15 protein-coding genes are annotated in these 15,610 nt (G+C 54.5%); 3 read left to right on the forward strand and 12 right to left on the reverse strand.

All coding sequences use genetic code 11. The annotated features are described in order from the left end of the window. Positions 1-44 precede the first annotated feature (44 nt). Together BUE18_RS23120 and BUE18_RS23125 are read right to left on the reverse strand one after the other, a co-directional pair. Positions 45-1,283 (reverse strand): multidrug effflux MFS transporter, encoded by a 1,239-nt coding sequence (locus tag BUE18_RS23120; RefSeq protein WP_073478529.1) that lies wholly within the window; start codon positions 1,281-1,283, stop codon positions 45-47. 17 nt (positions 1,284-1,300) lie between these two features. Further along, entirely contained in the window at positions 1,301-1,795 is a 495-nt protein-coding gene (locus tag BUE18_RS23125) for a MarR family winged helix-turn-helix transcriptional regulator (RefSeq protein WP_073478530.1), read from the reverse strand. Positions 1,796-2,160: 365 nt separating this feature from the next. Between BUE18_RS23125 and BUE18_RS23130 the strand changes: the two genes are divergently transcribed. Next, positions 2,161-2,904: a GGDEF domain-containing protein gene (locus BUE18_RS23130; protein ID WP_073478531.1), complete on the forward strand. Its 744-nt coding sequence runs from the start codon at positions 2,161-2,163 to the stop codon at positions 2,902-2,904. Here BUE18_RS23130 and BUE18_RS23135 read toward each other — a convergent pair. From BUE18_RS23135 to BUE18_RS23175, 10 genes are all read right to left on the reverse strand, one after another. Further along, positions 2,896-3,339, reverse strand: a complete 444-nt coding sequence (locus BUE18_RS23135; RefSeq protein ID WP_015947023.1) for a response regulator — start codon at positions 3,337-3,339, stop codon at positions 2,896-2,898. The two genes, BUE18_RS23130 and BUE18_RS23135, sit on opposite strands and share 9 nt — an antisense overlap. Beyond that, positions 3,320-4,543 carry a hybrid sensor histidine kinase/response regulator gene (locus BUE18_RS23140; protein WP_073478532.1) on the reverse strand — a complete coding sequence of 408 codons (1,224 nt, stop codon included), beginning with the start codon at positions 4,541-4,543 and terminating at the stop codon, positions 3,320-3,322. Before BUE18_RS23140 ends, BUE18_RS23135 begins: the two co-directional genes overlap by 20 nt. Beyond that, positions 4,540-4,710 (reverse strand): hypothetical protein, encoded by a 171-nt coding sequence (locus BUE18_RS28085; protein ID WP_170868441.1) that lies wholly within the window; start codon positions 4,708-4,710, stop codon positions 4,540-4,542. Before BUE18_RS28085 ends, BUE18_RS23140 begins: the two co-directional genes overlap by 4 nt. Positions 4,711-4,791: 81 nt before the next feature. Then, entirely contained in the window at positions 4,792-6,375 is a 1,584-nt protein-coding gene (locus BUE18_RS23145; RefSeq protein ID WP_073478533.1) for an SLC13 family permease, read from the reverse strand. Next, positions 6,372-6,812, reverse strand: a complete 441-nt coding sequence (locus tag BUE18_RS23150; RefSeq protein ID WP_073478534.1) for a response regulator — start codon at positions 6,810-6,812, stop codon at positions 6,372-6,374. The genes BUE18_RS23145 and BUE18_RS23150 overlap by 4 nt, the downstream gene beginning before the upstream one ends. Positions 6,813-6,830: 18 nt before the next feature. Continuing rightward, entirely contained in the window at positions 6,831-7,265 is a 435-nt protein-coding gene (locus tag BUE18_RS23155; protein ID WP_073478535.1) for a response regulator, read from the reverse strand. 12 nt (positions 7,266-7,277) lie between these two features. Then, positions 7,278-9,059 carry a sensor histidine kinase gene (locus BUE18_RS23160; RefSeq protein WP_073478536.1) on the reverse strand — a complete coding sequence of 594 codons (1,782 nt, stop codon included), beginning with the start codon at positions 9,057-9,059 and terminating at the stop codon, positions 7,278-7,280. Continuing rightward, positions 9,059-9,451: a DNA-binding transcriptional response regulator gene (locus tag BUE18_RS23165; RefSeq protein WP_073478537.1), complete on the reverse strand. Its 393-nt coding sequence runs from the start codon at positions 9,449-9,451 to the stop codon at positions 9,059-9,061. The genes BUE18_RS23160 and BUE18_RS23165 overlap by 1 nt, the downstream gene beginning before the upstream one ends. Positions 9,452-9,641: 190 nt before the next feature. Next, on the reverse strand, positions 9,642-11,078 hold the full coding sequence (locus BUE18_RS23170; protein WP_073478538.1) for a sigma-54-dependent transcriptional regulator: 1,437 nt from the start codon (positions 11,076-11,078) through the stop codon (positions 9,642-9,644). After that, on the reverse strand, positions 11,078-12,547 hold the full coding sequence (locus tag BUE18_RS23175; protein WP_073478539.1) for a sensor histidine kinase: 1,470 nt from the start codon (positions 12,545-12,547) through the stop codon (positions 11,078-11,080). Before BUE18_RS23175 ends, BUE18_RS23170 begins: the two co-directional genes overlap by 1 nt. Positions 12,548-13,377: 830 nt before the next feature. On the opposite strand from BUE18_RS23175, the gene BUE18_RS23180 reads away from it, so the two are divergent. Both BUE18_RS23180 and BUE18_RS23185 read left to right on the forward strand, forming a co-directional pair. Beyond that, positions 13,378-15,063, forward strand: coding sequence for a sensor histidine kinase (locus BUE18_RS23180; RefSeq protein ID WP_073478540.1), 1,686 nt, complete (start codon positions 13,378-13,380; stop codon positions 15,061-15,063). 61 nt (positions 15,064-15,124) lie between these two features. After that, entirely contained in the window at positions 15,125-15,577 is a 453-nt protein-coding gene (locus tag BUE18_RS23185) for a response regulator (RefSeq protein WP_073478541.1), read from the forward strand. Positions 15,578-15,610: the final 33 nt, after the last annotated feature.

Genomic DNA, 15,610 nt, shown 5'->3' on the forward strand with positions numbered 1-15,610 from the left:
TCGGCAATGTCGGTCCAATTAGTTTTTCGTGTAACGCCCGGCGATTAGTCGGTTTCCGGGTTCATTTCCAGCTTACCCGGCGCCCTGCCCGTCCTGAGTCCGTGATAGACGGCGAAAGCCAGCGCTATGGAGCAGGCCATGGAAATCATCATGGCCAAGGCGGGAGTAAAATACCCGGTCAAAAAGGTTACACATGCGCTGGCCGCCGAACCAATGAACATCTGCAGCGAGTTCAAGGCGCCGGAGGCCGTCCCCGCGATGTGGGGCAGGGGCGCCACGGCTTCGGCCATGCAATTGGGCTGGATGGTTCCGGCGCACATCATGATCAGAAACAAGGCCGGCGCCATGGTTTCCAGGTGGACGAATCCGTTCAATACCAGAACCAGAGCCGCGGCGACCGCAACAACCATGCACGCCAGGCCCCGGTTGATGATGGAGCGCGCGGGAACGTCCCGCTTCCCCAGTCTGTAGCTGATATAGGACCCGCACATGATCCCGAACGAGGTGAATGCGAAAACCAGAGAGTACAGGTTTTCGGATAAGCCAAGCTGCACCTGAAGCAATCCGGGAGACCCGGAAATATAGGAAAACATGCACCCGAAAGTGAAGGCCATTAAAAAGGAAAAGCCCAGGAAGGTCTTGCTCGTTGCAATTTCCGCGTAAGCGCTTCCAATCTGCCTCATGCTCAAAGGGGTCCTTCTGTCTTCCTCCAGGGTTTCCTCAAAACCCATGGCCGTCAGCAAGAGTAAAAGTGTACTTAGCCCGCCTTGGACGGCGTGAATGGTTCTCCAATCCGACCAGCTAAGCACCCAGGCGCCGATGATAGGGGCGATGAGCGGAGCGACAGCCACAACAAGCATGATCCGGGAAAGCAGCTTGGGCGCCTCGGATTCGCTCAGCGTATCCCTGACAATGGCCAGGGGCAGTAAAATGCATATGCCGCTGGCGATCCCCTGGATCAGCCGAAATATCAGCAAGGTCCGGAAAGAGGGGGCGATCATGCACGAAAAAGCGGCAATGGAAGTAAACAGCAGGGACAGCAGCAAGGTGGGCCTGCGCCCGAACCGGTCCGCCACAGGCCCCCCCACGATAGGGGCGATGGCGAATCCCAGCAAAAACAAACTGAAGGTCAAAGCGCCCTGGCCTGAGGCTACTCCCAGGGAGGCCTCGATGGCCGGAATGGCCGGGAGATTCATGTCAATGGATAAAGGCGGCAGTGAAGCCAGCCCTGCGAGCATGCCTGTGTATAGCAGGCTTTGGGGTTTTATGGGTCGAACCAACATCAAATAATCCTGAAAAATTAAGGTTGACGCTCCGGAAAGCGCAGACCGGGAAGAAATTCCGGCAAGTGGGGTTTTATTGTCCTAAGAAGGTCCAGGAGGTCCTGGAGCAGATTTTCGGGAACGCCGGCCATGAAGTCTTCATAAGCGCCGGCTGTGATGGCCTGGACGCTTTCCACAATTTCCAGCCCGGCGGGGGAGAGTATGACGTCCTTCTTACGCCGGCAGTCCGGGTTTGGTTCTCTTTTCACCAGGCCCTGGCGCACCAGCTTGTCCACCATCCGGCTTGCCGCCGCATGGCTGAGATGAACCCCTTCGGCGAGGGAGGCTATGCTTTGCGGGCCCAAGCCGAATATCCTGAAAAGCGCGTTCATCTGGCTGTAGGAAAGGTCAAAAGCATGCATGGTGCGGGCCATGCTGTGGAAAAGACGGGTGACCGCCAGGCCGTGCATCCTTTCCAGGATGATGGAGAGCTCCCTGCTTTTATCGCCGTTCCACTTGGTTTGAGTCGTCATTACGCCGTCCTTGAAATATGCAATTGTGCAATATATGCATCTGTGCATATATAATCCCGAAACAGCGCCTTGTCAATGTGGAATTATGGCGGGTTTCGTCAACGGTTTCCCGGTGTCGAATTTTTTTTCGCATTGCCAAGGCTTTTAGCGAGGCGCGATGGGAAAGCTCTTATTACGGATGCATTCAACGCCAATGCTTGTTAATTAATAATACTAATAATTCGGATGTTTATATATTTTAAGTTGCGATTTTGCTACTGTGTCTTCCGTCGGTGAATTCTGGCGCCTGGTTTGCTCTATTGGTCCATGCCGGGGATGCGCGTCTTTGGCCGGGAGAATTATTGATGAACAGGAGCGGTGCAACGATGATGCCTAAAATCAATCTATTGCCTTTAAGCCAGGATGGCCTTGCTAAAATTTTGGAGCGGGAGAAAGTGCTGTTTGTGAATATGCAGCGCTCCGGCGGGGAAAAAGGGGTGCTTGTCATGACCTGGATTCCCACGGACGGCCGTCCTTTAAGCGATGAGGCCATGGCAATGGCGAAGAAGAATTTCATGACGGCTTCGGAGAACCTGTCCCTGTTCCATCGCATGCGCATGCTGGCCGCTTACGATGAGTTGACGGGCCTGTACAACCGGAGGGTGGGCAAGACGCGTCTGAACGAAGAAATTTCCCGCTCCCAAAGGCGAGGCTCTCCATTATGTGCGGCCATGCTGGATTTGGATCATTTTAAGGCGGTCAATGATACTTTCGGGCATCAGGCGGGAGACCGGGTGCTCAGGCATGTCTGCCGGGTTTTTCGGGAGTGTCTGCGCGCGGAAGACATCCTCATACGGTATGGAGGCGAGGAGATTCTCGCCGTCATGCCCGGCACGGAGTTGGAAGACGCTCGCGATATTCTGGAGCGCCTGCGAGAGTCCGTCGCCGAGGAACCCTTAAACCATAAGGGGCGTTGCATCCCTGTAACCGTGAGTGCAGGCGCGGCAAAACTTCATGAAGCGGAAGACGGGCCTAATGACGCCGGCAGCCTCGTTGCCTTGGCTGACCGGCGTCTATATATGGCTAAACAGAAGGGGCGCAATCAGGTGGTTTGTTTTGATTTAGAATAAATTGCCTGATCTGCGCATGAGCGAGCGGGATTCCGCCTTGCGTATTCTTTCCTCCTGTTCCGCCTTGCGTTTTCTGGCGCCCTCCAGCTTCTCCATGAGGTCCTTGAAATCCGCAGGCTTGTTCAGGTAGTCGAAGGCGCCCAGCTTCATGCCTTCCACGGCGGTGTCCGTCGTGCCGTGGCCGGTCAGCAAAATCACCTCGGTGATGGGCCTCCTGCGTTTGATTTCCCGCAGGGTTTCGATCCCGTCCATGCCGGGCATTTTGATATCCAGGATAACCACGTCCACGTCGGTTGATTCAAGGACATCCAGGCACTCCTGGCCGCTGTTCACGCCTTTGACGATTTCCCCCATTTCTTCCAGCCGCAGGGAAAACATTTCCACAAAATCCTCTTCGTCATCCACGACGAGTATGTTAATGGGCACCCGTACCATGGTTGTCTCTCCTTTCAAGTTCCCTGGCTTTGTCCCGCCAGTCGATATCGTTGCAAACTCCGGGGCAGGTTTTGCTCAGGCGAGGCACGCTCACCTGAAAAATGGTTCCCTTGCCCACTTTGCTTTTCACTTGCATGTCGCCTCCCAGGCGTTTGACAATGTCCAGGCTTACAAAAAGGCCGAGCCCGGTGCCCTTTCCGGGAGGTTTGGTGGTGAAAAAGGGTTCGAAAATCCGCTCCAGGTTTTCTTTGGGGATTCCATGGCCCGTGTCCTTAACCTGGATGGTCGCCCAATCGTTGGACGAGTCAAAACTCAGGGACACCCTGCCGCCCCGGCCGCAGGCGGCGATGCCATTGGAAACCAGGTTGATGAGCACTTGCCTCAACCTGTGCGGGTCCGTCCATAAGGTTACTGAGCTGGGGTTCTTTTCCTTTGCGACGGTCACCCCGGCCGCCGAGGCCTGGCCGGCCGCCAGCAGGATGACTTCCTCCACAAGATCGTCAAGCTCGATTTCCCGGTATACCGCGTCCGGCTGCCCGGCGAAACCCAGAAGCTGCATGGTCGTGCGCCGGGCCCTTTTCACGCTTTTTTCTATCTTTTCTATAGCCTTCTCGAACCGGTCATGAAAAGGCATTTCCCTGCACTCATCCTTTTTCAGGAGCAGTTGCAAGTACCCGGCGGCTTCAGAGATTATCGCCAGGGGGTTGTTGATTTCGTGAGCCACGCCTGCTGCAAGAGTTCCCAAAGAAGCCAGCCTTTCCGCCGTGGCCATTTGTTTTTCCAGGGCTTCCCGTAATTCCGCTTCTTTGGCGAGGTCGTGCTGGTGCCTGCTCTTGTCGTAGGCCTGGTGGATTTTATTGAGCAGGTTCTCCGTTTCCACCGGTTTTTGAAGATAGTCAAACGCCCCGGCCCGAATGCCGGCAATGCCGTCCTCCACCGCAGCATGGCCTGTCAGGAGGATAACCTCCGTATCAGGAAAGTCGCGCTTGATGCAGGCCATGGTTTCCAATCCGTCCATGCCGGGCATTTTGACGTCCATGACCGCCACGTTGACGGGGAATGCCTTAAGCGCTTCCAGGGCGCTTTTTCCGTCGGCAGCCTGGAAAACCTCTATGCGGCGTCGCTCCAGCCTTTTGGCCAAAGCCTGCCGGAAGGCATCCTCGTCATCCACTAACAATACTTTAACGGCCTTTTCGGTGCTCACGATTTATCAAATTCCCCATGTTGAGCGGTTGCGGCGGATCTTATCCGGGATTCGCTGTGGAGGCCCGTGACCCGGACCTCGCATTCAGGAAACAGGACATGCAGCATGGCTGCTATCGCTTTGCCTTCTTTTTCAGGTTTGCTGGAAGTTACGATAATCTTATGCATTTTCCACGCTCCTTTCCGGCTTTCCAGCCATGCTGCTTCCCGAATTCATCCAAAATCTAAGCCGTCCGGCGCCATCGGGGTTTACGTAAGGCCCAGAATATGCCACCAGACTGCAGCCACCAGCACCAGGATGCTCAACAGGATTGGTGTGGCCACCGCACCGACCTTGGTAAGGTCCGATGCCTTAAAGTATTTGTAGCTGTAAGCAATGGCGTTGGGAGGACACCCGATCACCAGCAGCATGGCGAAGGAGGTCGCCGTCCCCAGACACAGGGCCATGATCCGGGGGTCCACGCCTTCCAGTTGGGCCATGGGAATTACGATGGGCAGGATCAACGCGGCCGCGGCCACGTTGGCCATGGCGTTGGTCACCAGAGCGCCGAAGACGCCCACGCCAATGAACAGAAGCAGCCAGCCCCCTCCCTGCACATAGGGGAAGAACAGGTTGGCGAAATAGCCTGCCGCGCCTGAGTAGCCCATGCCCAGCCCCAGGGAGATTCCACCGCCGAAGATGAATAAGGCGGTTCCCCATTCCAGGTGCTCATGTATGTCGTCCCAGTGCAAAATGTCCATCAAAACCAATGCTCCCACGGCTATCATACCGGTAACGGAGTAGTCCAGGCCGTGAAGCCCCTTGGTGAGCCACGCAATAAATGCAAGGCCAATGATTATCATGGTGATTTTTTCCCTGCCGGTCCAGGGGCCCAGGGACTCGTCGAACTGGGGCAGCTGGTATTTCGGGTCGGGCCGATACACCATGTACACAACCATTACAGCCGCGGGAACCGTAATAATGGCCGCGGGCATGCAGTATACAATCCAGTCCAGAAAGCTGATTTCTATGCCCGTGAATTCCTTCAGGAACGCTGCGGCGACCATGCAGCGCCCTCCGCCGATGAGCGACCCCATGCCGCCGCAGGAGCAGGCAAAGGGCAGGGAAAGCATCATGAACTTGGCCGTTTTGGAATGGGGCTGAATTCCGGCCGCTTTCATCAAAGGCAGCATGGTGACGATGCCCACGGCCACGGCCGCCGCGTCGTGCATAAAGGACGAGGCTATCCCCAGCCCAATGGAAATGATAAAGGTGAACTTCACCACGCTGGTTCCAGCCATTTTTACGACAAAATAGCCTAGCCTCTTTGTGAGCCCCGCCTTATCCAGGGCAATGGCGAATATGAGGCAGCACATGATGAAGACGACCACGGGGTGCATATACGGCGCCCAGGCGTCTTTAACATCGGCCACTCCCAGGAGAACAAGCGAAACGCCGATGCCGATGGCCGTGATTTCCAAGGGTATGGGTTCCATGACAAAGAGGAAGATCAAAACTCCCAATATGGCCAGAAACCGTTTCCCCTTGGGATCCAACCCATCCACATATTCCACGGTGATGGGCCCGTCCCCCTTTGTATTGGCGGCAATGTCCCTCAGGTAATCGCCAATATCCGGACCGACCTTTTCGGTGTTGACCACCTTGATGTTGTAGGAATGGTCTTTGGCGTTTTCCGAAACCAGTTCAAAGTCGCCCGACACCTGCTCAAGCACCAGGCGGTCAAAATCGCCGACAACTTTAAAAGTCGTGCCTTCCGGTCTGGGCAATAAGAGGACGATAACCCCCAACCCAAGCGCCAGGCACAATTGAAAATACTTATTTTTGAAAATCATGACTCGTCCTTTCCAGGCGCTGAAACAGCCCTCTGAGCGCAGTCCTTTCCCTGAGACTGGCAAGCCTGAAAAATCTTTTCCAAGAGGTCCTCCAGGTCGCAGGGCTTGGTGAGATAGTCGAATGCTCCCTGGGCCATGCCCTGTCTGGCGGCCTTTTCAGATCCGTGCCCCGTGAGGATGATTACAGGCATCTCAGGGACCATTTTTTTAAAAATATTCAGGACTTCTATGCCGTCCATGTCTTCCATTTTCAAGTCCACCACAGCCGCGTCAAAATCCGTCCCCCGCAATATCCCCACAGCGTCTGTACCGGTGGCGGCAGTGGTGACTTTTATGCCTCTGCGCTCCATCCGTTTTTCCAAAACATGCAGGTATCCTTGCTCGTCATCCACAAGCAGCACCTGGAGCGGAGATTTTTCAGGTCTGTTTTCATTCATGACGCGGCCTTTCTATCCCTAGTCTCCTCGCCTGTTGGCGATGTTCATAGCTCTGGCCTGGGCGATTTTGTGCTCATGATTTTCCTTCTTTGCTTTGGCCTCCCGCACCTTGCTCAGAAGGTCATCCATGTCGCAGGGCTTCATCAGGTAGTCGAAAGCCCCCTGTTTCATTCCATCGATGGCGCTTTGCACCGTGGCATGGCCGGTAAGCATGATCACTTCCACTAACGGATAGCGTTTGCGGATTTCCTGCAGGGTTTGAATGCCGTCCATTCCGGGCATTTTTACATCCAGCACGACAACATCCACGCCAAAGACCTCGTTCAACTTTTCAAGGCCTTCCTCCCCGGAAAAAGCCTGGACGACTTCCAGGTTCCGTTTGGTCAGCCTTTTGGCCATTGCTTCGACAAAAGATTGCTCGTCGTCCACGAGCATCACTTTGATATCAGACATGTTTTCCTCCTGTTAACTAACTGGTTCCGCGTTCCCGCCGTTTTTTTCGCCTTGAGAGGCCGGCAGGCTGATGTGAAAGGTGGCGCCCACCCCAACCGAACTGTTTACTGAGATTTTGCCCCCCATCTTCTCGATAATGCCGTAGCAGATGGAGAGGCCGAGTCCCGTGCCCTTTCCCACGGGTTTGGTGGTAAAAAATGGATCAAAAACTCTTTTAAGGACCGCGTCAGGAATGCCCTGACCCGTATCCGCCACATGAATATTCACCACGCCTTCGCCGTTCTCCGTTGAGATGGTCACTTCTCCTCCCTGTTTGTGATCAATGGCGTCTATGGCGTTATTGATTAAATTAAGCAAAACCTGCTGCAGTTCCGACGGCGAAGCCTGGATAAGGTTCAGATTGTCGTCCAAAACCTGATGCACCTTGACATTGGCGTACTTGGCCCTTTGGCTGCTCAGATCCACCACTTCCCCAATCAGCTCGTTCATGTTTACTTCCTGCTGCCGGGGGTCCGTCCGTCTGGCGAAACTCAGAAGCTTGTGCGTGATTTCCTTGCACCGATCTCCCTGGGTCTTGATCTGGGCGACCGATCTGCTGATTTCCGCAACATTTTCCGTGTCCCCAAACTCGTCTTCCTCCAGCAGATCCCCAATCCATCCGGACTCCTCCACCATGATGGCCACGGGATTGTTGATCTCGTGGGCGATGCCGGCGGCCAGCTCTCCCAGGGAGGCGAGCTTGCCCGCCTCAATGACCTTTTCGTTCATCATTTCCTTTTCGCGGTCCGCCATTTCCAGACGCTTGACCGTTTTCGCCGAAACAAGAAAGGCCATGAAAAAGATCGATAAACTGCCAAATAAAAATATGATGACCGCTACGTTCCGGGTTTTGTACCAGGCGCTGAACGCATCGTGGGTGTCTTGCCGGTAAATCAGGGCCCATTGCCCCTGCTTAAGCTGAGTCATGACATAGATGGAGGTTGCTCCGGGCTTTTGAGGATCGTCTGCCACTATGGCGCGGACCGGCATGGCGGTCGCAAAATCTTTGTATTGGGGCCCCAGCCAATTGTTCATATGGCTATGCGTCAGCTCCGGGGCCGCCGCATGCTTGCCCCACACCAGATCTCGAAGGGATTCCACGTGGGCGTCCAACTGGATTCCCGGCTTTGTCTGAAAAGCGCCCTGCCTGTTTATGATAAAGGCCAGGCCTGTTTCGCCGATCCTTATGTTTTCCACCAGCCTGTTGAAGCCCATGAAGTCAATGGTGCATCGCAGAAGCCACTCCCTGCCATCGGCGGAAATTTTGGTGGCAACGATAAAATGGGGCAATCCTCGCAGGCCCATGAACACGTCGCTGATGTAGTTCTGGCTGCCCATGGCTTCCTTGAACCATGTGGCGTCGGCATACACGGCCTTGCCCAATTTAAACGGACCCGAATACGCCGCCTGAACCCCTTGGTCATCCACCAGGCCCATATCAACGACCATTCCGCCATGCTCCGCCTGTAGATTGCGCAAAAGCTCCGAAAGGAAGGCTTCGTCCTTAAATTGTTCATAGGGATAGGTGTTGGCGATCACCCGCAGATCGGCCAGGTTTTCGTTCAGGAAAGTGTCTATGTTCTGCTTATGCTTTTTAACGACCTGTTCCAGATGCTCCAAAACCTTGGACTCATACGCATGCTTGAACTGGTAGCCGTTCACGATGGCTATGAGGGCCAAAGGCGCTAATGAAATCAACACGATGAGAAACATCAGACGCCTTTTAATCCCGCTGTAATGTCTTTCTTTTTCCATTAATTCGCCCCGGAGGCAGCGCTGCGTTCATTCAAAATTCGGGAAACCACGTCGCGTAATCGATGCGTGCTCTCCCCCTTTTCCAAAATAGCTGCGGCTTTATGCGCGGCCGGATGATTCAGGGCCTCACCGGGAAAGGCGTGAAGCACCACAGGCAAACCGGGCATGAACATGGAAATGCGGGAAAGGATCGGAGAGGAATCCGCACGGGATATCTCCGGGTCCAGCACCAGCAGGTCAGGAGGATGGTCCGACAGACATTTGTCCACCACCTCCTGGGCGGCGCCTGCCATCTCCACGTTGCAGCCAAGGGAGGAAAACTCCCTTCGAAGCAATTCCCTCACCCTGGGGTTTGGGTCGGCGACGCAAATTGTAATTCCTGGTCCAAGCATGCCTATTCTCCTTTAACAGCCTAAGCTGTTAAGGGTGTTCGCAACAGGCGTACCAGAATTCAAGACGGTCTTATATATAAGTAACTATTTGAAATAGAATGGAAAAATTCATGGTTCCTCAAGGGCCTGAAAAAGGCTTTTGACAGGGGGATGTAAAAAACTTTTACACTTTGTAAAAAAGCGCTGGGGTCTAATCCACGGAGGTTCTTATCTTAAGATCGTACTTCTCAATGCGGGATAGCAGGGTAGGCCGGGAAAGGCCCAAAATTTTGGCCGCCCTGGTGCGGTTTCCGCCGGTCATGCGAAGGGCTTCGGCAATGACCAGGCTGCCCAAATGATCCATGATTTGCTCGAACAGGCGCCCATCGTGGTCGACGGTCATCTGCTCCCGGATCCACTTGCGGATGAGGGCGTCAATGTGCTCGGAATCGGTTTCTTCATTTTGAATGCCTTCGGGCATGTTCCATGCCGCGGCGCGGCTGATGTCATTGGACTCCAGGGGGTATCCCTTGGAAAAAATCAGGGATTTCTGCAATGCATTGGAAAGCTCCCGAACATTGCCCGGCCAGGGATGGGATTCCAGGGCGCGGACGGCGTCCTTGGTCAGTCCGGGGTTGGGCATGCCCATGGATTTTGCGTGCCTGGACAAAAAGTAATCCGCCAGCAGGGGGACGTCTCCGGCCCTTTCCCTGAGGGGCGGCAAGGACAGCGTCACCACCTTGAGCCGGTAGTACAAGTCCTCCCGAAAACGGCCCTGGCGCACGGCTTCCTCGAGATTTCGGTTGGTGGCGGCGATAATGCGCACGTCCACGGGGATGGGCTCGCGTCCGCCCAGCCGTTCTATGCTTCTTTCCTGGAGAAGGCGCAGGATTTTTGACTGGATTTCCAGGGGCATGTCCCCGATTTCATCCAGAAAAATAGAGCCGTGGTTGGCGCGTTCGATTTTGCCCACTCTTCTGTTGGAGGCGCCGGTAAACGCACCTTTTTCATACCCGAACAACTCGCTTTCCAGCAGGGTGGGAGGGATAGCCACGCAGTTGATGATCAAAAACGGGCGATGAGCCCTTGCACTGTGCTGGTATATGGCGCGGGCCGCCAGTTCTTTGCCGGTGCCGGATTCCCCTCTGACCAAAACCGTGGCGTCCGTGGATGCCACCCGGCCGATGGCTTTGTAGATCTCCTGCATGGCCGGGCTTGCTCCCACAAGGGCGTCCTGGGGTTCGTCGTCCGAATAAACCCCCACCTGGACCTTGGAATGCATAAAGCGGGAGGCCTTGACGGCTTGGTCGATCATGTCCAGGATGGCCGGAATGTCAAAAGGCTTGAGGATGTAGTCGAAAGCGCCCATCTTGGTGGCTTCAATGGCGGTTTCCGTGGTTCCGAAAGCGGTCATGATGATCACCGGCAGCCGGGGTTCGATTTTGCGGATTTCCTTGTACGTCGTCAATCCGTCCATGCCCGGCATGCGAACGTCCATGATTACCAGGTCCGGCTTGACCTGCTCCACTTTGACAAGACCCGTCTCGCCGGAGGAGGCAGTATGCACCAAATGCCCTTCTTCCTGTAAAATCCGCTCGAAACTTTGCCTCAGTTGGGGGTCATCGTCCACAATCAGGATGGTAGCCACTATTCTTCCTCCTCTAAGGGCAAGGCTGCAAAAAAGCAGGCGCCCATGCCTTCCTCATGCTCCAAACGGAACACGCCGCCGTGCTCCATGATAATGCGCTTGGCTATACTCAAGCCCAGGCCCGTGCCTTCCTCCTTGCTGGAGAAGAACGGCTCAAAGGCTTTTTCCTCAACGTTTTCCGGAATGCCGGGGCCTGTGTCGCAAATGCGAAGACAAGCGCAGGCCCCAAGGCCTTGGACGTCCGCGGCCTCTTCCCGGATGAAAATCTTGCCGCCGTTCACCATGGCTTCGCAAGCGTTCATGATCAGGTTCATGAGGAATTCCTTGAGCTGGTCCGGATCCGCAACCAAAGAAGGCAGCTTGAGTTTGCGCTGCACAATGGCTTCCACGCCGTAGGATTCCAATCGGTGTTGGGCCAGTTGCAGGGTCAGGTCCACCACTTCGGACAGGCTGGTCCTCTGCATGCGCAGCCTGGGCGGCCTTGCAAACTCCAGGAAATTGCCGACAATGGTATTCAAATGCCCGATTTCCTCCGATATAACGTCAAAATCCTCTCTCTGGATATCGTTCAAGTCCAGGGACCTTTCCAAAGAGAAAAGGCGCATCTTGACCGAGGTGAGCGGGTTGCGGATGCTGTGGGCCACGCCTGCGGACAACTTGCCGACCATGGCCAGCTTCTCCGCCTGAATCAAATGCTCACGGCTTTGCTCCAGCTCCATCTGGGCCTGGCCCACGTCCTGCACCAAACTGTCCACCCGGCGTCCCAGGGCCTGGACTTCATTGCCCATGGCCCTGCGGGATCCTGTATCTTCTCCAAAGGTGGCCAGGCGCCTAAGGGGCTCGAGAATCTGCTTGTAAATCATCGTGCCCAGTAAAAGCGCGGATCCCAAGGCTGCCAGAACGGCGGCCACGGAAAAGCCGGAAAGCACAGTCCCCCGTTGCTGGTAGGCTGCATGGGCGGCCTCGATCTGGCTTCTTTGCAGATCCTTATATTCTTCGCAAAGCGTATAAATCGCCTGGAATTGTTTGCGAATCTCCCAGTGTTTGCTGGCGCCCGCCTTGTCGTTGCCGTCCTTGTATAGCTGGATCACGACCTTACGCTGCACGCTGAACTCCAGGTAGGCCTCGGCGATTTTCTCCAGAATCCGGTGTTCGTGATCCGTGGAGGACGCTTTTTCGGCCTGATCCATGCCTTTCACAAAGGCCTGGTGATGGGCCTTGAGGCTTTCCAGCCACTGCAGGTCGCCGTCCAGGAAGAAATAGGTGGTGTAGCCCTTTTGCATGATCAGGGCCGTCTCCAATTCCTGGGCTGCAATGAGCGATTCAATGCCGCTGGAAAGCTCCGTTTTATACAACTTTTGCGTGGAGAAGGTGTACCAGAGTGTGGCGCCGGCGCCCACAAAGTTAACGCCCGCCAAACACGCTAAAAGAAGAAAGATTTTCGAGCGAAGAGTCAAATATGCGCGCATCTGAACTCCTGTAGTCATTAGCGCGTCGCTCACCGGAAAAACAGAGCTACGGGCCGGGATTGGCGTTGAAGGGCGGAATGCATTTCAACCTGCAACGCGCAGGAAGCCGTTAACGCCGGTTTGCACACCATGAAACACATAGCAAAGCCTTTGCCAAGGCGCCAGAAAATCTTACAACAAATGAAGGAGCTCTATCAACTATACTATTTGTTATAATTATAGAGCCTTGTGCGTATGTCTGGCAAGGAGGTTTTTTTAGATTGTAAAAATGACATGCAGAGGAATGCGACAAGTCCTTATGAAATTTTTTCAAACTGTAAAAAAAGCTGACGCTTTTGTAGTTGAACATAACGCCCATTTTTCGGTGCGCAACTGTCCGGAGCCTCTTCCCTCCATCGCTTTCCATCATTTACACGAAAAAAACAACGGGGGGATTGAGGCTGGAGGTGGAGGGGGTTGATCTTATCCCTTCGGAAGTCAGATTTCTTCCTCAAATAGAGTATTGGCAGGAATCGCATCCTCTGACACAAAGCATGCCTGCCTGTTCAAAAGCAACTTGATGTGCGTTCCATCACTGGATGTCCGGTCAGCCGGCGAGGCCAGGCTCATTGGGGAATCCCGCTAGAGAGCTTTTACAGCCCGTAAAGATACCTGACAAAGAAAGCGGTTTATCTTCTGGTTGCCTCAATAATTTAGTTATTCAAATTCACCGTAATTTTAATTTGTTATTCAAAAATGGCCATCCTGAACCCCCTTGGCGCCAATCCTGCCAATATAGCTTTTCGGAACGTTTTTCGTACCGCAATTAATCCAAGCTTAGTGGGGCTGCAATGCAAGAAAATCACTATTTCTCGTTAAAAAGGAAAATTCTGGCCAGCATGCTTATCACCCCCCTGGTCCCTTTTGTATTGGCGGCGGCGGTGGCGTACGAACATTTTTCCATATCCACAAAGGCGGACGCCGTTGCCAGGATGGAGAGGATTGTGGAGGACCACGCCGGCCTGGTGGACACCTTTTTGAAAGAGCGTAAGGCGGACCTGGGTTTTGTGGCTGAAGCCTATGGGTATGAATCGTTGAGCGACCAGAAAACCTTGTCCCAGGTTTTCAGAATTCTTCAAAAGGAGTCCAACGCGTTTTTGGACCTGGGCGTTTTTGACCAGGCCGGAGTGCATGTGGCCTATCACGGCCCCTACGAGCTTGCCGGCAAACTCTATTCAGACTCCCAATGGTTCAATCAGGTCAGGAAAAACGGCAGTTACGTATCTGATATATTCAAGGGGTTCAGAAAAGTCCCTCACTTTGTAATCGCCATTGCCCAAAAGGATGAAGACAGGACATGGGTGTTGCGGGCCACCATCGATCCCTATCTGTTTACGGAAGTGGTGGAGAAGGTCCGCATGGGCAAGACGGGCGAGGCCTACATCCTGAATCAGGAAGGCATGTTCCAGACCAGCCGCCGCTCGGGCGGATACCTGATGGAGCTGGACCCGGAGGCGGAAAACCTGCTCACGCAGCATCATGGCGCCCAAAGCTGCATACTGCAAGACAAGAACGGCAGCGAATATCTTTACGTCGCCACCTGGCTTCCCTCGCAGCCCTGGCTGCTGGTCGCCAGGCAGGAGACGTCCGATACTTTTGCAGACCTTAACCAGGCGGGTTTTTGGGTCTTGATAATCGCCCTGGTCGGCGGCGCCATGATTTCATTCCTGGCCTTTTATATGAGCAACCGGATTATCGCCCGGATTCAGCAGGCGGACCAGGAAAAAAGCCAGCTTAACCAGCAATTGGTGGTGGCCGGAAGGCTGGCTGAAATCGGCGAGATGTCTTCCGGGTTCGCCCACGAGATCAACAATCCCTTACAGATTATCAGGGCGGAAAGCGCGCTTATCGACACCATAATCCCTGACCTGAAAAAACGCGGCGAATTGCAGGAATCCGAGGACTCCAGGGATATGGAAGACTCCTTGGAGCAAATCAAAAAGCAGGTGGACCGGTGCGCGTCCATTACAAGCGCCATATTAAAATTCGCCCGGCAAAAAGATTTGACTCCCCAGACCATTGATCTGTGCGAAACCCTCCCTGAAGTGACGCACATGATCGCCCGAAAGGCTGAGCTGGACGGCGTTGCCCTATCCCTCCAAACCGAGCCCCCCCCAATACGGGTTAACGCCGATCCGGCACAGCTTCAACAAGTGCTGCTCAACCTTATTAACAACGCGATCTACGCCATGGTGGACAGGCACGGAACCGCCGGCGGCGGAGAGTTGAAGCTGGACTGCAACCGGGAAGGCGATAAGGCGGTCATCCGGGTTAAGGATAACGGCGGCGGCATTTCTCAGGAAAACATGGAAAAGATTTTTACGCCCTTTTTCTCAACCAAGCCCGTGGGCAAAGGGACTGGCCTTGGGTTGTCCATTTGCTACGGAATTATTGAAAAAATGGGTGGAAACATAACCGTTAACAGCGAGCCGGGCGTGGGAACCGAATTCGTGATTACCCTGCCGGCGGCGGGATGACCAAAAATGGCTGGCCGAATTGCGCGTCGTAATGACCGGCCATCCGGGAAAGGAGCAAGGGATGGAAAAATTAAAGCTGATGCTGGTGGATGATGAGGAAAGATTCCTGGAAACCACGAAAAAACTCCTCACCAAGGCGGGGTACGAAGCTCTCACCGCCTCCAGCGGGGAGGAATCTTTGGAACTGCTGGGCATGCACACCGTCCACGTGGTTGTACTGGACGTTAAAATGCCCGGCATGGACGGTCTGGAAACGCTCAAAAAGATTAAAACCCTGTACCCGCTTACGGAAGTGATCATGCTGACCGGGCACGCCACCGTGGAGGATGCGGTGGACGGCATGAAATCCGGGGCCTCTGATTACGTGATGAAGCCCTGCGACATCAACGATCTGTTGGGCAGGGTGGAACAAGCCTTTAAAAGGCGCATGGGAATTGAGGAGCGGATTTCCATGGCCCAGGCCCGATCATACGTCAAGTCTCCCAGGGAAATACTCAGGCAAAAGGCGGAGTAGGCGCCTGCCTCCAGGCCGTCCGATAAAGTTCAG

The sequence above is a fragment of the Desulfatibacillum alkenivorans DSM 16219 genome (assembly GCF_900142135.1).
Lineage (GTDB): Bacteria > Desulfobacterota > Desulfobacteria > Desulfobacterales > Desulfatibacillaceae > Desulfatibacillum > Desulfatibacillum alkenivorans.